Annotated in this window: 10 protein-coding genes; 7 read left to right on the top strand and 3 right to left on the bottom strand. The window is 61.2% G+C overall.

Annotated elements, in window-relative coordinates; genetic code table 11:
• Positions 1-157: 157 nt before the first annotated feature.
• On the bottom strand, positions 158-1030 hold the full coding sequence (locus OZX71_RS07130; protein ID WP_277159817.1) for an aldo/keto reductase: 873 nt from the start codon (positions 1028-1030) through the stop codon (positions 158-160).
• Positions 1031-1285: 255 nt separating this feature from the next.
• Here OZX71_RS07130 and OZX71_RS07135 point away from each other — a divergent pair, with 255 nt between their 5' ends.
• The 7 genes from OZX71_RS07135 (at position 1286) to OZX71_RS07165 (ending at position 16322) form a co-directional block, all read left to right on the top strand.
• Positions 1286-2737, top strand: a complete 1452-nt coding sequence (locus tag OZX71_RS07135; RefSeq protein ID WP_277159818.1) for a serine/threonine-protein kinase — start codon at positions 1286-1288, stop codon at positions 2735-2737.
• Positions 2738-2821: 84 nt separating this feature from the next.
• Positions 2822-8869, top strand: a complete 6048-nt coding sequence (locus OZX71_RS07140; protein ID WP_277159819.1) for an Ig-like domain-containing protein — start codon at positions 2822-2824, stop codon at positions 8867-8869.
• A 175-nt stretch (positions 8870-9044) separates the two neighbouring features.
• Positions 9045-10571, top strand: coding sequence for a MoxR family ATPase (locus OZX71_RS07145; RefSeq protein ID WP_277146238.1), 1527 nt, complete (start codon positions 9045-9047; stop codon positions 10569-10571).
• Between the two features lie 85 nt (positions 10572-10656).
• Positions 10657-11943 (top strand): DUF58 domain-containing protein, encoded by a 1287-nt coding sequence (locus OZX71_RS07150; protein WP_277146237.1) that lies wholly within the window; start codon positions 10657-10659, stop codon positions 11941-11943.
• Complete coding sequence (locus OZX71_RS07155) at positions 11940-14708, top strand: transglutaminase domain-containing protein (protein ID WP_277159820.1); 2769 nt, start codon at positions 11940-11942, stop codon at positions 14706-14708. Before OZX71_RS07150 ends, OZX71_RS07155 begins: the two co-directional genes overlap by 4 nt.
• Before the next feature lie 2 nt (positions 14709-14710).
• Positions 14711-15568, top strand: a complete 858-nt coding sequence (locus tag OZX71_RS07160) for a serine/threonine-protein phosphatase (RefSeq protein WP_277146235.1) — start codon at positions 14711-14713, stop codon at positions 15566-15568.
• 157 nt (positions 15569-15725) lie between these two features.
• On the top strand, positions 15726-16322 hold the full coding sequence (locus OZX71_RS07165) for a hypothetical protein (protein WP_277146234.1): 597 nt from the start codon (positions 15726-15728) through the stop codon (positions 16320-16322).
• 168 nt (positions 16323-16490) lie between these two features.
• Here the strand turns inward: OZX71_RS07165 and OZX71_RS07170 are convergent, their stop codons facing one another.
• Positions 16491-17087: an FHA domain-containing protein gene (locus tag OZX71_RS07170; protein ID WP_277159821.1), complete on the bottom strand. Its 597-nt coding sequence runs from the start codon at positions 17085-17087 to the stop codon at positions 16491-16493.
• A gap of 158 nt (positions 17088-17245) precedes the next feature.
• Complete coding sequence (locus tag OZX71_RS07175; protein WP_277159822.1) at positions 17246-21319, bottom strand: DNA-directed RNA polymerase subunit beta'; 4074 nt, start codon at positions 21317-21319, stop codon at positions 17246-17248.
• Positions 21320-21356: the final 37 nt, after the last annotated feature.

Here is a 21356-nt window from a genome sequence, read left to right on the forward strand (position 1 = left end):
TACGTTGTTTCCAGCATCAACTGCGTCTATTGTGCTGGAAACAACCCATTCTGCGACAATTTTTGCGTTGTTTCCAGCACCTATCATGGATATACTGCTGGAAACAACCCATTTAAGACGCAGAACCGCTATCCGCGACGACGAACACGAGCCCGACTCAGGCGTTGAGCTTGGCGAGCTCCTCGGCGCTGAGCTTGAGGTCGCCGGCCTTGAGGCTGTCGAGAATCGTTTCGGGGCGATGGGCGCCGGGGATGACGAAGACATGACGCCCCAGGCTCAATTCCCAGGCGAGCACGACCTGCTGGTGGCTGACCCCATGGGCGCGGCCGACCTCGCGGAACGGATCGTACTTGCTCTCGTCCTTGGCCTTGCGGTAGCCGCCGAGCGGGCTCCAGCAGACGAACGGCAGGCCGAGCTTCTCGCAGTAGTCGAGGGTGTCGCGGGTGGACTGGTAGGTGGGCGAGAACTGGTTCTGCACCGCGACGAGCTTGTCGCCCAGGATCTTGCGCGCGATGTCGATCTGTTCGACCGAGGCGTTGGAGATGCCGGCGAGCTTCGCCACGCCCTCGTCCAGCAGCTGCTTGATGGCCTCGACGGACTCGTTGTAGGGCACGTTCGGGTCCGGGCGGTGCAGGTAGAGCAGGTCGATGGTGTCGACGCCGAGCGCGAGCGCCGACTGCTTGCCGGCCTCGACCAGATGCTCGGGCTGCCCGTTGACGCCCCAGGTCGGGGTGGTGCCGTCTTCGGCGAAGTTACGGAAATGGCCGACCTTGGTGGCGATGGTCACCTCGTCCTTGGGGCCGTCCCAGCTGGCCATGGCCTTTCGTACCAGCTTTTCGCCGGTCTGTTCCTCGCCGCCGGAGCAGTAATACGACCATGCGGTGTCGATGTGACGGCATCCGGCGTCGAGCGCGGCGTGGATGGTCTCGATGCCCTTGGCCTCGCCGAGGTTGTTCTCGATGGTCAGCGGCATCTCGCCCAACCCGATGGCGGTGGTGTCGAGCGGACCGAGATTACGATGTAATACCATATTATTCCTTTGTCAGTATTTATTATCGATGCTCCCAGCCTACGGAACCAAGCGGATTTTCTCCACCTCATTGCCGCCAAGACACTTTGCTGCCGGCAAACGGCACGTAAGCCACAATCATATGCCGTCTACCAGCAGCAAAAAGACGAACTGCTTCTCTAACGAGCAAATAAATAATCGAGCTATGCAAAGTTCGCCTTACAAGCTAAAATACAGACAGTCTCTTTGCGAACGTTGAATAGGAGAAAGGTCGCGATGGCGCCGACGATACCAGATTGTGATTTTATCCGGGAATTGGGATCCGGTTCCACGGCCGACGTGTATCTCTATCGTCAACACAACCTCAACCGCGAGGTCGCCGTCAAAGTAGGAAAGTCCAGGCAGGACCGGAATTTCGACGAAGCGTTCGAAAAAGAAGCGAAGATCATGGCCAAGTTTTCGGCCCATCCCTACATCGTTTCCATTTACGGCTCAGGACTGACCGGCGCAACGCACCTGCCGTACCTCGTCCTCGAATACGCGCCGCACGGCTCCTACAAGGAAATCATGCGCAACCGCAGGCTCACCGTCGCCGAGATGCTCGACCTCGGGGTAAAGCTTACGGGGGCCTTGCAGACCGCGCACCGACACGGCATCGTCCACCGCGACATCAAACCGGCCAATATCCTCATCACTTCCGCGGGGCAGCCGGCCCTTTCCGATTTCGGCATCTCGACGAGCATCTACGAGTCGAAATCACGCACCGGCTTCTCCGTGCCGTGGGCGCCGCCGGAAGTGCTGACCGGCAAAGGCGGCGGCACCGAGACCTCCGACATCTACTCGCTGGCGGCCACGCTGTACGGCCTTCTGGTCGGCAAATCGCCCTTTGAATACGCCTTCCACCCGCGTACGCAAAACGAGCTGGCACAGCATATCGTCTCGGACCGACTGCCGAAAAACGCCATCGAGAATGTACCCAGGCAAATCGAACAGATCCTTTTGAAGGCGATGAGCAAGGATCCGGACGCCCGTTACCTTTCGGCGCAGCAGTTCGGCCGCGCCCTGCAAGAGGCACAGGAGACCTGCGGGCTCAACATGACGCCGTTTGTGGCGGAGGGTTGCGACGAATTCCCCGCGCATCATACGATGCCGCAATCGGGCAAGGGTCGTTTCGGCGCGAAAGTGGCGGTACCGAAGCGGAAACGTTCGAAGAAACCGCTGGTCATCGCCATTACTGCGTTGGCCGCCGTGGCCGTCGTCGCGGCTGTCTTCGTTTTTGCGGTGATACCTCATATGGATTCCAAACAATCGGACGAGCGCACGCAGGTCGATACGATGCAGACGATGCGTTCAAAAGGTCACGATTCCGACAATACCAAGGAAAACAAGAAGAACGGCACCGACGACGCCCAAAAGGATGACATCACCAAAGAGGACGCGGGAGCGGCGGTTCCGCAGGCCACGAACCTCGCGGGAGCCTCGGACGGCCAAAACGTCACCTTCACATGGAGCAACCCCGCACCGAAAGCCGGAGACACCTACGCCTGGTCGGAAGTCCAGGACGGGTCGGCCGCGCCGGGCACCCAGACCTCCATCGTCAAAGACCCCAAGGTCACGTTGAACGTGGCCAGCGGCAACCCCCAGACCTGTATCCAAGTGAGTATCGTAAGAGCCGACGGACGCATGTCCGCAAGCCCTACGATGGCCTGTGCGGCCACCAAACAATAAGCAGGCAACACCGGGCGAACAAGAGAGACAAGATTTTAGGTCGGTCGTCCAAGACCGTCCAAAGGAAGAGTAAGGAAGCAGCTGATGAAGGCATCCCGTAAACCACAAGGTGAGCACAGTGTTCGTCTTGCCTTGAGACGCCTGAACTCTCAGACGAACCGCCGCTGGCTCACACCGGTACTCGTGCTGCTCCTGCTGCTGGGCATCGTGGCCGGAGCCATCATCATCAACACCCTGACCCGCACCCACGTCCACCTCGACGACGGCACGGTCTGGGTCACCTCCTTGAAGGACCGCAAGGCCGCGCGTTTCAACGTCAAGCTGCAACAGGCCAACGGGGCCGTCGCGCCGACCACCCCGGCCTTCGACGTCAGCCAGCACAACGACGACGTGATCCTGTCCGACGCAGCGAAGGCGCAAGGCATCGTCGCTTCGAACCTCGGCATCCACGGCAAGGCCGAGGTCCGCAATTCCACTTCGACCTTCATCGGTGGGGCCACCGCGGCGTTTTTGAACCATAAGACCGGCAACGTGTGGGTCGGCGATTCCAATAACCTCGATTCCGTCACCCCCAAGACCTCGGCCCCGCAGATGCAGCTCGGAGCCCATGGACTGCTTGCTCTCGACCGCAACGGCGCGGTATACGGATACCGGCCGGCCGACGGAACCGTCCTCAAAATGGACGACGCGCACAGTACCCCGAAAACGCTCAAATCCATCACCGGAGGCAAGCAGACCAACGCCGACAGCTTCACCGTCATCGGCGACCGCCCCGTCATCGCCGTCAAACAGAACATCATGTGGCAAGGCGGCAGCGCGCAGATCGATTCGCGCGGACCGGTGAGCTTGCAGGCCCCGGCCGTCGACGACGCCCAAGGCGACTGGGTGGCGGCAAGCGCACGCAACGGCGTCTTCACCATCGATTTCAAACATGGCAACAAAACCGCCGCGTTTATGAGCAAAGGCACGGCCGAAGCCGCGCAGCCGGTCTCATCCAAGGGCTGCGTGTATGCGGCGTGGTCGCAGCAGGCGCACAACTATATCCGCCTGTGCTCCGCCGACGGCGCGGCCGACGCGAACCAGGGCAGCACTTCCAAGGCGCAATGGCAGACCCTGCAATCCATTTCCCCCACCTCTCAGCTCGTCTTCCGCACCAACCATCGTCTCGTGGTCCTGAACGACGTGACCAACGGCAACGTGTGGAACCCCGACCAGTCCAACAAGGTCATCAAGATCCAGTGGCGTCAAATCGAGACCAAGAAGACCACCAACCAGCAGAAGAACTCCGACTCCGCCAACAATCAGACACAGTTCAAGCCGACCTGCTCCGCCAAATCCGGCGAGATCAAGGCAGAGGACGACAATTTCGGCGCACGCGTGGGCGATCAGCAGATTCTCGATGTGCTGCGCAACGACGAACAGAGCGACTGCTCGGTGCTGCACATCACCAAAGTCGGCCCCGTTTCCGGTGCGGGCATCACCGTGGCCCCCATCTATTCCGGACGCTATCTGCAGCTCGACACAACCGGCGCCACCGCAGGCAAGACAAGCTTCACCTATGAGATCAACGACGGACGCGGACAGTCCAGCTCCGCCACGGTCAACCTCAACATCACCGGCAGCACGGCCAACCAGCCTCCGGCCCAAACCGACACCCCTCCCGAATACGACGTCGAGCAGGGAGCCACCTTCACCGTGAACGCCTTGGGCAGCTTCACCGATCCCGAAGGCGACGCGATGACACTGGTCTCCGCCGTGGCGCAGAACAACGACCAGGTCGCCATCTCCACCCGCGCCGATGGCCAGCTCGTCTTCAACACCGGGTCGCTGACCGGTGGCCGCGTGGGCGTGGAAGTCACCGTCTCCGACGGACAACATACCGGAACCGGACTCATCTATTTCTCGATACGCCCCGCGAATACGCTGCCGGCCCTGATCGACGCAGTGACCAAGAACACCACGCCCGACACCTCCACCACCGTCGAGCTCAAACAATACGTCCACGGCACCAGCGCGCAGCCACCAGTGCTTTCCGCGGTCAACACCCCGACCGGCACCACGACTTCGACCAATTCCTCCGACCTTTCCTTCACCTTCAAAGCCAGCAACCCTGGAACGTATTACGTTCCTTACACCATCAGCCAAGGCAGCATCGAGGCGCAAGGGCTGGCACGTATGGAGGTACAGCCGGTGGCCGGCCAATCGGCCAAGCCCGTTGCCGCCAATGACGTGGCCCTTCTGGGAGCGGACCGCACCGCCATCGTGGAACCGCTGAACAACGACACCGATCCGATGGGCGGGGTACTTTCCGTCACCTCCGTCAACGTCGACCCGAAGCTCGGCATCAAAACCGGCCTGGTGGCGCATAAGCGCGTCTATATGACCGCCCGGCAGATTCCTACCAAGCCCGTGCGTCTCACCTACACCGTGGCCAACGCGTCCGGCTCGACCCGAGGTACGATAGTCCTGCAGCCACCGGCCCTGACCACCGCCAACGCGGCCCCGAAAGCCGCCAATATCACCGCAAACGTGCGCACGGGCGGCATCGTCAGCGTCGATGTGATCGACCACGTCTCCCACGCCGACGGCACCACGGTGAAGCTGCAGAATTCCCTGCAGTTCAGCAAGAAGACCTTCAAGGGCCTGGTCTTCGTCTCCGGAGACAACGTGCGTTACCAGGCCTCGAACACCCCCGGCGTCTATCCGGTGACCTACACCGTGCGCGACAATCTCGGCAACGCGGCCTCCGGCGTCATCACCATCACGGTGCACGCCAAGGACGCCAACAACAAGCCCGCCCCCACCCCGCAGGATGCGCAGGCGCAGGTGGCCGCCGGCCAGAAGGTGCGTATCCCTATCACCTTAACGGGCATCGACACCGACGGCGACGACGACACCCTGCTCGGCCTCGGCGACAAATCGCCGAAGATGGGACGCATCGATGAGGTCGGCGCCAACTATATGGTCTATGAGGCCTATGGCGATTCCTCAGGAACCGACACCTTCTCCTACGCCGTCGAGGACTGGACCGGCCAGCGAGCCCAGGCCCAGATCCGCGTGGGCGTCTACAAGGGCACCTCGGATTCCGGCGTATACGCGCGCGACGACCAGGTGACGCTGCGGCCCAATACCGAAGCCAACGTACCGGTGGCGCAGAACGACATCTCCGGCGACAACACCGACCTGAGCGTCGACAAAAACCTCCAGGCGCAAGGCATCACCGGCGCCAGCGTCGCCGACAACATGATCTCCTTCAAGACCCCGGCTACCGCAGGAACGTCATACATCGTCTACACTGTGCATGACAAAGCCGGCCTTTCCGACACGGCCACATTGACCGTGGTCACCGATCCGAACGCGTCCATCGAACCGCCGACCGCCTACGATTACCGCGTCCCCTCCGCAGCGACGCTCGACAAGAAATCCGTCGACGTCGATCTCTCGCAATGGATCGCCAACCCCTCCGGCACCACCCAAGAGCTCAAGGTCGACATCGACCCCACAGCCACCGACCACGCCCGTCTCAAAGGCGGCGCGAAATCCACCACGGTGACCATCGATCTGACCGACGAGGCCAGAAGCGTGCCCTACACGGTGACGAACACCACCTATCACGTCACTTCCACCGCCTTCGTACAGGTGCCGCAGTACGGCGTCTTCCCGCCGATGCTGCGCCCGAAGGCACCGCCGATAAGGGTCAACGCGAAGCGCAGCGTCAATATCAATCTCGCGGATTACGTGCGCGTAGGTCCCGGTAAGACCGCTTACGTCGACAAGGATTCGATCAGCGCCACCAAGAGCGCCAATTCGGATTACTACGTCAACGACCAGACCATGAAGTTCACCGCGCCCAGGGACTATGCGGGCCCGGCCTCCATCACCTTCACGGTCTCCGACGGCAAACGAGACAACAGCAAAGACAAGAACGGCTCCAAGCAGGCCAGGATCATCAATTCATCCGTGCTGACGTTGCCCATCACCGTCATCGGCCGCAACGTGCCGCCGCCGACCTTCTCCTCCTCCACCATCAGCGTCGCGGCAGGCGAGGACGCCAAGACCATCGATCTGACGGCCCTGACCCACGCCCCCAGCGGCCTGGACGAGGATGAAAAGGACTACACCTATTCCGGCGGCGCGGCATCCGGAGCCATCGAGTCTCATCTGAGCTCCAACGGCAAGCTCACCGTCAAGGCGCCGACCGACGCCACCGTCGGATCGATGTCGAGCATCCCGATCACCATCAAATATTCCGCCGGAACCGTTTCCGCGGGAATTACGGCGCAAGTGGTGCAATCCACACGGCCGCTCGCCAAGATCTCCGGGGTGTCCAAGCGGATGAACGCCGGAGATTCCACCACCGTCAATATCCTCGACGGCGCCTTCAACCCGTTCCCCGACAAGTCGCTGACCGTGGTGAGCTGCCAGGCCGACGACACCTCGAAACTCAAGGTCGACTGCGGCTCGAAGGGTTCCATCGGCATCCACGCCGCCGCCGACATCGGCGCTTCGTCGAACACCGTGGTGGTCAACGTCCAGGACGCCACCAAGACCAAGGAACGCGAGGTCAGCGCCACCATCACCATCTCGGTGATCGACAAGCCCGCCCCGCCGCTGCTCTCTCCGGTCGCCGGCCAGCCCGCCGACGGCGCGGTCAACCTGAGCTGGACACCCGGCTCGGCCAACGGCAGCCCCATCAGCGACTACGAGGTCGATTACGACGGCCAGAGCAAGTCGTGCGGCGCCGTGACCACCTGCAACGTCACCGGCCTGACCAACGGCAAGACCTACAGCTTCAGTGTCAAGGCCAAGAACGAGGCCGGTTGGTCGAAGCCGTCGAACAAGGTCGACGCCATGCCCGACAAGGTGCCCGACGCACCCAAGGGTATCAAGGTCAAGGGCGACTACCAGAAGGTCACCGTCAGCTGGGACGCACCCAGCTACACCGGCACCAAGCCCGACGATTACACCGTGACCATGAACGGCAAGGTCAAGCACACGAGCGGCTTGAGCCAGACCTTTGAACTCACCAACGGGGAAACCACCGACAATTCAACGTTCACCGCCACCGTACGCGGCCATAACCGGGCAGGAGACGGACCGACGAGCGAGGTCGCTTCAGCCGGTAACAACAACGCTTGGGGCGATCCCGATTCACCGAGTGTGTCCATGTCCCAGACGCCGAACAGCGACAAAGTCAAGGTTTCGGTCATCTTGGGCGACATGCATCATGCAAGTTGCGGTTCCATTGAGACATCAGGTGATATCTCGCCTACGCTCAGCTGTACCGATCTGGATGATACGGTCACTTTGAACGATAGCCAATACAAGAAGACCCAATCCCTGAAAATCACGGTCCATCCGAAGAAGTCGGCGAAGACGGTCAGCGCCGAAACCTCGATCATTCCCGCCTACGACATTCAGACGCCGACTGTCAGCATCAAAAGGGACGGGGCGAGTTGCAACGCCTACATTACGGGCAACGGAAAATACAGTTCGTTCAAGCTCAATGGCTCAGACGTAGGGGAAACAAGCCCAGTACCGTACGCTTCCATCAAGCCTTGGGACACATGCCCGCCGATTAGTGTGGTGGAGACATTGAACGGTGCCGACGGAACAGCAACCACGGCCTCATCGGACGACGTATATGATTCCGAACCGGCAAAGGTCGACGAATTGCCGACGCTGTCATGGTCCGACACGGATCCGAATGTCATCGACGCGACCGGCGGAAAAGTGACGGATTATGGCCACGGCACCTCACAGCTGATCATTCACGTTTCAGGTAAAAATGATCTGCCTTGCGATGGGTGGAAAGCCGGCTCCGGCACACCCTGTAAGGTTCCTGCGGATTACCCCAGCACCAACGCAAGCTATTCCTGGGAAGTCAGGATTACAGCCGACAACAGCATCCATGAACCGGACAAATACAATGCCAGCAAGAGCAGCGGCTCAATGAGCCTGCAAAAAACACGCAAGAGCACAACCACGGGAAACGACGATACGGACAAAGGCGAAGGTGAAGACAAATCCGCCGAATCGCAGAGCCTCGTCGACTACTTCCCCACCCTGCAGAGGATGGTCATCCAGCGTAATCTCGCTGCCGCAGCCAAACAACAGGAAGTGACGCGATGATCACGACCAGGAAAACGAACGAAACGAACGACGTTGCCGCAAAATCGGCCATGCCTTTGCACGGCAACATTCGCGCACCCGAAAAGTACCACGGCAAAATCAACCCATACATCAGTAACAATCCATACATCAGTACCCATCAATCGGCTCATCCGGCAATCATAAAGGAGAATCTATGAGCACGCACAAGGCAGAACCGTCAAACGATGAGACGGAGATTTCGGATGCCACGCATCTGTCGACATTCGGCGCCGCCGACGACACCACGAACAGCGGCAAAAGCGCGTTCCCCTCGCTGCCGAAACGCTCGAAGTCCAAAGGCAAGTCGAAAGCCAAGCACACCGCCACCGATCCAAGCGACGACAGTACCGTACTCGGTTCCCTTAATGGTCTCGGTGAAGGCGAAGCCATCTCCGAGGAAACCGTGCTGAGCACCTCGGCGTCCAACGGCAACACCGAATCACCGGCCATTCCCGCCGAAAATCCAGGCAGTTCGAACGTGTCCGACAACGCAGGCGCAAACGTCAACGATTACACCGGCAACGCCTATGCCCAGCAACCCGCAGCCGCCGCACCGGCCGGCCGGAACACCGCATCCGCGCCCTCGACGTCATATACGTCTCCAGCAGCCGCCACTTCGACCAGCAGCGTAAGCCCACAGGCCTCCTCTGAACCTTCCGTCAGCCCGGAGTCGCTTTCGGCCCCATACGCCTCGGCCTCGCCGGTTTCCAACATCATCGCGCCGCCCAGCGACTCCATCCTCGACTTCAAGCGTTCCTTCGACGCGCTGGTCGACAACATCGGCAAGGTCGTCGTCGGCAAACCCGAACCCATCAAACTGTGCGTCACGGCCCTGATGGTCGGCGGCCACGTGCTGCTGGAAGACAACCCGGGCACCGGCAAGACGCAGCTCGCCCGAGGCCTGGCCAATTCCATCGACACCTCGTTCAAGCGCATCCAGTTCACCCCTGACCTGCTGCCCAGCGACGTGGTCGGCGTGACCTTCTACGACCAGAAATCCGGCGAATTCGAGTTCCGCGAGGGCCCGATCTTCGCCTCAATCGTGCTGGCCGACGAGATCAACCGCGCCTCGCCGAAGACCCAGTCCGCGCTGCTGGAAGTCATGGAAGAGCAGAAGACCACCGTCGACGGCAAGACCTACGAAATGCCGCAGCCCTTCATCGTCATCGCCACGCAGAACCCGCTGGAACAACTCGGCACCTACAAGCTGCCCGAGGCCCAGATGGACCGCTTCCTGATCAAGACCTCCGTGGGCGCGCCCGGCCACGACGTATCGATCAGCATCCTCAAAGACATCGACATCACCGACCGCGCCAACACCGTTTCCGCCGTCCTGAGCGGCGACGACATCATCAGGCTGCGCAAGACCGCCAAGGACGTGCGCGTCGACGAACGAATCCTCGAATACATCGAACGTCTGATCGAGGCCACCAGACTCAGCGAGAAGCTTCGCGTGGGTTCCTCCATGCGTGGCGCGCTGGCCCTGACCCGCTGCGCACGCATCTGGGCCGCCGCCGACGCGCGCGACTACGTGCTCCCCGACGATGTGCAGGACCTCGCCGTGCCGGTGCTCGCCCACCGCATCATCCTGAACGCCGAAACCGCGTTCAAGGGCGAAACCGCCGAACAGATCATCGCCGAAATCCTCGAATCCGTTCCGGCACCTGCCATGGGAGTCTGAAAGTAACGCCATGCATTTTTCCAAAACCCGACACCAAACGCCTACAACGCCACCCGGTTTCCCCGTATCCGCCCGAAACGGGACCATGGCGGTAGGCACCCGCGGACGAAAAAGCCATCGCGGCTTCAAAGGCCGTAAGCCCAGCCTGATACAAGGCAACACCCGTTTTGCGCACCTCACGCTCAAAGTGCGGCATCAAGCAGCCGGTTTGCGCAAGAAGCTGCCCGAATGGCTTACCGCCTACGTTTCACCGCTCGGCTGGTCGGTGACGGGCATCGCCGTGGTCTGCCTCTCGGCATTCCCGGCGTTGGGATGGCATGAGCTGCTGGTCTGCGGCATCGTCGGTCTGGTCATGCTGGCACTCGGCATCGCCATGTCGCTTGGCAACACGAAATTCCACGCGGCGTTATCCGTTTCAGATAACCGTATTACCGTAGGTGATAGCGTCAAGGTCGATGTCAACGTCTCCAACCCCGGCAAAAGCCCGACCGTAGGCGTTCAGGGAGACCTGCCGATGGGCGAGATGCATCAGCGCTTCCGCATCCCCGCTTTGGCCCCCGGCAAGGTCAAAGACGAACAGGTCGAGTTCCGTGCCACCTCACGCGCGGTCCTTGACGTGGGTCCGCTGAAAATCAGCAAGGGCGACCCCTTCGGCATCGTACGTCACGAGCAATCGCTTTCCCAGTCCGCGAAGGTCTATATCCACCCGAAAACCGTTTTCCTCAACACGCTCGATTCCGGCATTTTCCGCGACCTCGAGGGCAGCCCTTCCGGCCAGGTGGTCGACGACGACCTCGATTTCTACGGCCTGCGCGAATACCGTCCCGGCGACGACATGCGTAACGTCCACTGGCTTTCCTCGGCGAAAACCGGCACCTTGATGGTCCGGCAGTACGAGGCGACCAAACGTACCGATACTTCCATCACCCTCGGCGTCAACCCGACCGATTACTCGACCGAAGACGAGTTCGAGCTCGCCGTGAGCGTCGCCTCCTCAATCGGCACCGAATGCCTTGTCGAAGACCGCCCGCTGGCCGTCCAGGCCGCCGACAATTCCCTGATCCCGCACGGGGCAATGCCGTTCCTCGACTGGATGAGCGGGGTCAAGCCCGATATGGACGAAAACCCGAACCTCGCCGTTGCCACGCTGAAAACAAGCCCCGGCGCCTCCTTCTATTTCTTCGTGGTAGGATCGGGCGCCAGACTTGAACGCCTCCGTCGCATCGCCGCCGCGCTGAGCCGAGAATCCATCTGCGTGATGCTGCAGATCGACCCCATCGCCGGCAACGCCATCCACCAATACGACGACTTCACCCTGGCCACGCTTTCGGCGCTCGACGACCTGCCTCTGATCATGGAGGCGCTGAAATGAGCGGCAACAACCCTATGAGCAACACCTTCAATACTTCTGCAGACCAATCAAACACCACTGCGTCGGCTGCGGCTTCCCTGCCCGATTTCACCGGCACGAGTGGCACGACCAACACCACCGGCACATGGGCGAGCACGACCCGGGCACCGATCGCGTTGACCGCGACCAGCGACGGCCAACGCCAGATATTCGTGGCCGTACGCCGTCCCTGGGCCACCGCCTCCATCGGAGCCCTGCTCGTCCTGGTCGCGATTTGCCTCAATTCCGCCAATCTCATCGACGTCTACGGCAACGTTCTGACTTGGGCTTTCACAGCCGTTCCGGCAGCGCTGCTCGGCGCGCTGATCGCCTTGGCCGGCGTCAATCCAGCGCTCAAACTCTGGTGGCAGATCGTCTTCCTGGTGCTTTCCCAGTTCCTCGTCGGCCCCGTCATCGCGCTGAATGACACGACCATCGCGCATATCGTGCCGAGTCTCGATACTTTAAGTCAGGGCTTCACGCAGACCTTCGGCTCGTTCAAATACGTCATCGCCGTCATTCCCCCGCTCGGGTCCGCCAACGGCAGTCTGATGGCGCTGTGGACGCTGAACCTCTGGACGGCGTTCCTCGCAGGCGTTTTCGCGGTTTCGGTAAGTTCCAAATTGAACCTCATCACGGTCTTCCCGTTGGCGCTGAACCTTGCGGTCAGCGCGCTTCTGGGCACCGCCTACGGCACGTTGCGCCCGGTCTGCGGCATCATCGCCATGCTGGCACTGGTCATCTGGCTTGCCTGGCGCTGGCAGTCCTTCGATATCCGCCGGCCGGTGAGCATGATCATCATCATCGTCCTCGCCGTCGGCCTGGCCTTCGGCGCGACCCTCATCGTCCCCCAGCATCGCCTGACCCTGCGCGACCGCTACAACCCGCCGCTCGACCCGCACCAATACACGAGCCCGCTGAGCGATATGCGCTCCTACGTCAAATACCACAAAAAGGAAACGCTGCTTTCGGTCTCCGGACTCCCTGCCGGCACGCCGGTGCGTCTGGCCGTCATGGACCGCTTCGACGGCAATGTCTGGAACCTTTCGGATTCCAGCGACGCCAGCGATTCCTCGGATTATCGCAAGGTTGGCAGCGGCATCGCCAACACCGCGCAAGGCCAGCATTTCAAGGCCACCTTCAAGGTCCACAAAGGCTTCTCCGAGCAATGGCTGCCGTTGGCGGGCGCCGCAACGTCAGTCGGCTTGAACGGCGAGAATTTCTACTACAACATGGGCACCGATTCCGCCATCGTGCCGAATACACCACTTGGCGGACAGACCTATACCGAATCCGGTATCATCCCCGAAGTACCGGTCCAGCAACAAGTGACTCACGCCCACGCTCAGCGTATTACACAACCTGCGGCGAAGGACATCCCCGACAGTGCCAGCAAGCTTGCCCCGGCACTGACGGGCAAACAGTCCAGCGACGGCGCGACCGCGCAGACGCTGGCTACGGCGTTGAAGACCAAGGGCTGGTTCTCGCACGGTCTCGCCGGCGATTATCCTTCGCTGCCCGGCCACGGCAACTTCCGCATCGACTCCATGCTCGGCGGCACCGCGATGGTCGGCGACAGCGAGCAATATGCCTCGGCGATGGCGATGATGGCCAGAGAGCTGAACCTCCCCTCACGCGTGGTGCTCGGCTTCGTGCCGAAGGACAAGGACGGCAATATCTCCAAGTCCCGCACCTCGCACGGCAGGAACGGCAAGACACAGACCGATTTCACCGGCAACGACATCGAGGCCTGGGTCGAGATCGACTTCAAGGATTACGGCTGGGTTCCCTTCTATCCCACGCCCAAGGAGACGAAGGTCCCGAACAAGAACCAGGACCTGACGCCCCCCAATCCGAAGACCCTAGTCCGTCAGCCGCCGGTGCCGCTGGTCGATCCGCTGCACGACCAGAACCAGGCCCGCGACCAGTCCTCGCTCGACGGCGCGGATGCCGGCGATCAGAACGGCAACGCCACGCTGATGAAGATTCTGGCCATCACCGAAAAGGTCGCCGTCTACGGCAGCCCCGTGTGGATCATCCTCATCATCTGCGCTCTGATTCTTCTGCTCAAAGCCATCCAGCTGGCCGTGATGGCCCGCCGCGGCAGTTCCGGGCAGCGCATCGCCTCCGGCTGGAGGGCCATCGGCATGCTCGCCGACCAGAGCGGCATCAAGACCTCCGGCACCCGCCGGCATCAGGCCGCCCAGATCGGCACGGCGATCAAGGAAGCGAACGACGCCGCGACCATGGTCCCCGAGGCTGCACAAGCCGCAACCCCCAAGGCTCGAAAAGCCGCAGAAAAAGCAGCCAGGAAGGCAGCCAAAGCGCAAAAGAAGAAGACCTTCAAGGGCCGTTCGATTGACATGGACCAGCTCCGGCTGCTCTCGCGCGAGGCCGACTGGGTCGCTTTCTCCGGCAAGAAGCCCGACGAGATGGCCTCAGCGGATTATTGGAAGCGGGTCAAGGCCATACGCAAGGCCATCCTTGCCGACCAGCCTCTCATGCGTCGTCTGCGCACCCGGCTTTCACTCAAGGGCGTCCTGCATATGCCGCACTTCAATCTCAAACGATTCAAGAAGGCAAGTGCCGCAGGTGCCGCGAATCGTACAGGTTCCGCAGACACCTCAAAGGCCAAAGCCGGCAAAAGGACGTCACGCAAGGCGTCGAAAGCGAATACGACAAAAGACGCGTCTATACTGGCTAATGTGCACGCAAAACGCAAGTCCACCGCACGGAAAGGTCGTTGATTATGTCTGATCACCCACACATTCGTGCGGCCATGGGCAGCGATATCGGCAAAAAACGACGCAACAACCAAGACACCGGGGTCAACGAGCCCGGCGTCTACGTGGTGTGCGACGGCATGGGCGGCGGTGTCGGCGGCGAACGTGCCAGCGCTCTTGCCGCACAACACTTCAAGTCCGTCGCCGGCGAGCCGGTGAGGTCGCGCAAAATCATCGAATCCGCTTTGGACGCCGCACAACAAGATGTCTACAAACTGGGTCATGACTTGGGCGGTGTGGCCGGAACGACGGCCACCGGCATCATCCTCCCTGCACGCCCCGGCGAAGACGGCGGCGAGCAGGCCCCGCTCTGGTATGTGATCAACGTCGGTGATTCCCGTACCTATCATTTCGACTTCGACGTTCGGGGCAACGCTATCGCGTCCTCGATCAGCCGTATCACCAAGGACCATTCCCAGCGTCAACAGGCCATCGATTCCGGTCTGATGTCGCCGCAGATGGCCAACGCCACCATCCCGCGCAACGTCATCACCCAGTGCATCGGCGCCCCTCAGGGCATCAAGCCGGATTTCTACGCGGTAGTGCCGTGCGGTCGATTCATCGTCTGCTCGGACGGGCTGTATTCCGAGGTCGCGGACAAGAAAATCGCGGCGATCAGCCAGGCGAACCCCGACCCGCAACGCGCCGTCGAAGCACTGATCCAGGCCGCCCTGCACGCAGGCGGAAACGACAACATCACCATCGTCGTGGTCGACGTATGGCCGAACACGCCAACCGAGGAGCCTTGGCACGCCAGCAAGCTGGACGACGGAGAGGAGCTGGAGACCATCGGGGACGTCACCCTCGACAGCCTGCATACATAGATAGCGCCAATCCGCGGGTTTCCACATCTTCCGCATACTGCCCGGGACGACAGAACGGGAACCAGCCAATATAATCTGTCAATAAGGCAGTAAATAATCGAAATACAAGCCGATGAACGCCGAGCGATTCATCCGATAAGAAAGAGAAGTGAAGCAGATGGTTGATTACGATACCGCCGTCGCCATTGTCCAGGATTCCGAAGCGGACCCCGTCATGCTGGCGAAAGTCGCTTACGAAAACCCCGATTTCGGCGCGAACGTGGCCGCGAACCCCCGTGCCTACCCGGGGCTGAAGCGCTGGCTGGCCCAGTTCGGCGACGACCGTGCCCGTGAAACGCTCAAATCCATGGGATTCGAGGTTCCCGATCAGGGTGTCGTCGCGCAAGAGGATCCGGCGCAACAGGCTACGGCACAGGCTTCGATGCCTTATATCGCCGACCAGCAGGCTGCAAGCGATCAGTATGCCGCCGCCAATCAGTATGCCCAGCAACCGGCTGCCACCAACCAATACGCGGCGCAACCTGCTACAGCCACCGGCCAGGAGACGCCCGTCGCCACCAACGCCTACGGCTACACCGCCGAGCAGGCCCTGGACCCGAACACCGACCAGATGACCATCGCCAGCATCGCCCAATATGCCCCCGAGCTGCGCCCGTGCCTCGCCCGCAACCCCAACACCTACCCGGAGCTGCTGAACTGGCTTGCCCAGCTGCACGACCCCGCTATTGACGCAGCTCTTGCCACGCGGCAATAGACGCAGCAACGAGCACGGCAATACGTCGGATCATAGCCAAGCCGTCTCATAACCGCTATCGAACAAAACGAATGTCCCGCTATCCAGCCTTTCGCCGGATAGCGGGACATTATTCGTTACTGGGTATTTCCTAAATTTCAGAAATCCGCTTCACGCTGCAAGCATGGATCAGCCTTCGTCCTCCGTGAGTTTGAAGAACTGGTCTCCGATACGCAACGTCGTGGGAGGCGAAAGCCGGACAGGACTGTCCTTGACCTGCTGCTCGTGGTCGTCGGTGACGATATACGTGCCGTTGAGTGAGCCGTAATCCTCAAGCCACAACGTGCCGTCCTTGTCGTAGCTGACGGCGGCATGGTTGCGCGAAACCGTACGCGTCGGGTCGGCGAGCTTGATGGACATCGCGCCTTCCGGCACGGTGGCCGAAACATTGCGGCCGAGCAGGGCGCTCTTGTCGAGAACGATATCCTGACCTGTGGCGTCGTTGTGCAGACGATAGCGCTTCTTGGGCTTTTCGGACATGAAAGCGGTGGACAGCACCGTCCCGTCCCAGTCCTCGATGTCGCCCTCGCTGTTGGTCTGCGGGGCGGAAGACGTCCACGAGGCGTCCGCGGCAGGCTTCTGCGCGGCCTCGTCGGCCAACGTCTGAGGAGTCTGAACTACGCTTGAACCCTGTTGAGGCTCATCGGCCGTGGTCGCGGATACAACTGTGGCGTCGTCGTCATACCAACCGAGCTCCGGTGGCGGCGGAAAAGGCAAATTACTCATATCTGTCATATTACCGCGGAACCGCAACATTTTCAGCTGTTGAGGTCACGGACGCACTGAGGCAAAAGCGACGGCAGATACGAATTTGTCCCGGTGCGCCGTAACGCATCGGGACAAATACAGCCGTTTAGCTTTTTGAGGCTCTAAAGCCTACCGACTCAGGCTTGCGAGGCGGAATTGTCCGAACCGCCATCAGCGTCGGTGCCGGAGCCCATGCCGAAGTCGGTATCGCCACCGAGCTCGCTGGCCCCGCCCTGATCGTTGAGGAAGTCATCGGGGTTGAAGTCGTCGCCGAGTTTCAGGTCGCCGAAATCGATATTGGAGAAGTCCATATCGTCCATGCCGCCTTCGCCGAACTCGGAGGACGCGTCGCCGCCCAAGCCGAAGTTCGGGTAGATGGTGTCGCGGATGGCCTTGTCGGGCTCGACCGTCGCGTTGCGGTAACGCGCCAGGCCGGTGCCGGCAGGGATGAGCTTGCCGATGATGACGTTCTCCTTCAAGCCCTTGAGCTCGTCGGACTTCTGCTCCAGCGCGGCCTCCGTAAGCACACGGGTGGTCTCCTGGAACGAAGCGGCGGACAGCCAGGAATCGGTGGCCAGAGACGCCTTGGTGATGCCGAGCATTTCGGGACGGCCGGCAGCGGGCTTGCCACCCTCCTTGACCGCCTGCATATTGGCGTCACGGAACCTCGACTGATCGACCAACTGGCCGGGCAGCAGGTTCGTGGTACCGGAATCAATGACCGTGATGCGGCGAAGCATCTGGTGGACAATGACCTCGAGGTGCTTGTCGTGGATATCCACACCCTGGGAGCGGTACACGTCGTGCACGCCCTCGACGATACTGACCTGAGCCGCACGGGGCCCAAGGATACGAAGGATCTTCTTCGGATCAACGGAGCCTTCGATCAGCTGAGTGCCGACCTCGACGTGGTCGCCGTCTTTGACCAAGAGCGGCGCACGACGGGTCACCGGGTAGGTGATCGGCTCGATGGTGCTATCGTCCGGGGTCAGCGTGACCTGACGGCCGTGATCGGAATCCTCGACCTTGACGGTACCGGGATATTCCGTGATCGGCGCCTCGCCCTTAGGCGTACGCGCCTCGAAGAGCTCGGTGACACGGGGAAGACCCTGGGTGATGTCGGAAGCGGAAGCGACGCCGCCGGAGTGGAAGGAACGAAGCGTCAACTGCGTACCAGGCTCGCCGATGGACTGTGCCGCGACGACACCGACGGCTTCGCCGACATCCACCAAGCGATTGGTGGCCAGCGACCAGCCGTAACACTTCGCGCACACGCCGCGCTTGGACTCGCAGGTCAAGACGCTGCGTGCCTTGACCTCTTCGACGCCGTGGGCGACCATATCGCGCAGAACGTCCATGCTCATGGCGTCTCCACGCTTGTAGAGCACGGTCTTGCCGTCCTTGGGGTCGATGACATCCTCGGCCAGCAGACGCGAATACGGGCCACCGTCAGCGGCACGCACAAGCACGAGATTGCCGTCCTCATCGTGGTCGGCGATCTTGATCGTCAGTCCGCGCTTGGTGCCGCAATCCTCTTCGCGTACGATGACCTCCTGGGCCACGTCCACGAGACGACGGGTGAGGTAGCCGGATTCCGCGGTACGCAGTGCCGTGTCGGCCAGACCCTTGCGGGCGCCGTGCTGGGAGATGAAGTACTCCAGGACGGAGAGGCCCTCGCGGTAGTTGGACTTGACCGGGCGGGAGATGATCTCGCCCTTCGGGTTCGCCACGAGTCCTCGCATACCGGAGATCTGGCGAATCTGCATCCAGTTGCCTCGGGCTCCGGACTGCACCATGATGTTGACGTTGTTGTCGTCCTTGAAGTTATCACGCATGGCGTCGGCGACCTTGTCGGTGCATTCGGTCCACAGGTTGATAAGCTCCTGACGGCGTTCCTCTTCGGTCAACAGACCCATGTCGTACTGGTCGTTGACCTTGTCGGCCTGGCCTTCGTAGTCATGGATGATCGAAAGACGTTCCGGCGGCTCGACGATGTCGGAGAAGGACATGGTGACGCCCGACCAAGGAGCGCGGGTGAAGCCGAGATCCTTCAGGGCGTCCAGAGTCGCAGCCACCTGGGCGGTGGAGTAACGCGTGGCGATGTCGTCGACGATGCCGGAGAGCTTGCCCTTGGCGACCTGCTCGTTGATGAACGGATAGTCGACAGGCAGGGTCTCGTTGAACTTCAAGCGGCCGTAGGAAGTGGCGAAGAGGATGGACCCATCCTTGAAACGCTCCTCCTTGACCACGTCCGGACTGCCCGGCTCGGGGTCCACGACCTTGAGTTCGGCCGGCTCCCAATCAGTGGGAAGCACGAAATCCTTCGGCAGACGCACGAGCACCTTGGCCTGTACGTCGACGTCGTGACGATCGACGGCCATACGCAGCTCTTCGGGGCTGCCGAGCACACGGCCCTGGCCCTTGGCACCCTCCACCACCGTGGAGAGGAAGTAGAGACCCAGGATCATATCCTGGCTCGGCATCGTGACGGTGTGGCCGTCCGCCGGCTTCAGGATGTTGTCGGAAGCCATCATCAAGGAGCGGGCCTCGGCCTGTGCCTCGACGCTCAGCGGAAGATGGACTGCCATCTGGTCGCCATCGAAGTCCGCGTTGAATGCGGCGCAGGCGAGCGGCGGCAGGTGGATGGCCTTGCCCTCGACCAGAATCGGCTCAAAGGCCTGGATGCCGAGCCTGTGCAGCGTAGGCGCACGGTTCAGGAGCACCGGGTGCTCGCTGATGACGTCTTCGAGCACGTCCCAGACGGACGAGTCCTGACGGTCGACCAAGCGCTTGGCGCTCTTCATGTTCTGCGCGTAGTTCTGGTCCACGAGCTTCTTGATGACGAAGGGCTTGAAAAGCTCCAACGCCATCGGCTTCGGCAGACCGCACTGGTGCATACGCAGCGACGGACCGACGACGATCACGGAACGGCCGGAATAATCCACACGCTTGCCCAAAAGGTTCTGGCGGAAACGGCCCTGCTTGCCCTTGAGCATATCGCTCAGGGATTTCAGCGGACGATTCGAGGCGCCGGTGACCGGGCGGCCGCGGCGGCCGTTGTCGAACAGGGAGTCGACGGCTTCCTGCAGCATGCGCTTTTCGTTGTTGAGCATGATCTCGGGTGCGCCGAGCTCGATGAGCCTCTTCAAACGGTTGTTGCGGTTGATGACACGACGATAGAGGTCGTTCAGGTCGGAGGTGGCGAAACGGCCGCCGTCGAGCTGCACCATCGGGCGCAGATCCGGAGGGATGACCGGGATTGCGTTCAACACCATCGCCTCGGGCTTGTTGTCCGTGGTGAGGAAGGCGTTGACGACCTTCAAACGCTTCAGGGCACGGGCCTTGCGCTGGCCGGAGCCGGTGTCGATCTCTTCGCGCAGCTGCTTGGCGGCACCTTCAAGATCGAAGTCGCGCAGGCGCTTCTGAATGGCCTCGGCACCCATGGAGCCTTCGAAGTAGTCGCCGTAGCGGTCGCACATTTCCTGCCACAGGTCGACGTCACCTTCCATATCGCCCGGCTTCAGGGTCTTGAAGCGGTCGAATACAGCGTTCAAGCGCTGTGCCTGATCGTCGTAGCGCTGACGGATCGCCGCCATCTCGCGCTCGGCGGAGTTGCGCATCTTGGACTTGGCGCTGCCCTTGGCCTCGCCACTCTCCTCGAGCTCGGCCATGTCGGCTTCGAGCTTCTTGGCGCGTTCCTCGATCTCATTGTCGCGGCGCTTGGAAAGCTGCGCGATCTCGGTGTCGAATTCGTCCTGCAGATCCGGCAGATCCTGCTGGCGCTGCGCCTCATCGACGCTCGTGACCATATAGGCCGCGAAGTAGATGACCTTCTCGAGGTCCTTCGGAGCGATGTCGAGCAAATAGCCCAAACGGCTCGGCACACCCTTGAAGAACCAGATGTGCGTGACCGGTGCGGCCAGTTCGATGTGGCCCATGCGCTCACGGCGGACGCGGGATTTGGTGACCTCCACGCCGCAGCGTTCGCAGACGATGCCCTTGAAACGCACGCGCTTGTATTTGCCGCAGGCGCACTCCCAGTCACGGGTCGGTCCGAAGATCTGCTCTCCGAACAGGCCGTCCTTCTCAGGCTTCAAAGTTCTATAGTTGATGGTTTCCGGCTTCTTGACTTCGCCGTAGCTCCACTTGTGGATGTCCTCAGTAGTGGCGAGTCCGATCCTCAGTTTGTCAAATGCGTTGACGTCCAGCACTATGTTGTCCTGTCTTCCAATTGATAACAATCACGAT

The sequence above is a fragment of the Bifidobacterium sp. ESL0764 genome, from assembly GCF_029395515.1.
GTDB lineage: Bacteria > Actinomycetota > Actinomycetes > Actinomycetales > Bifidobacteriaceae > Bifidobacterium.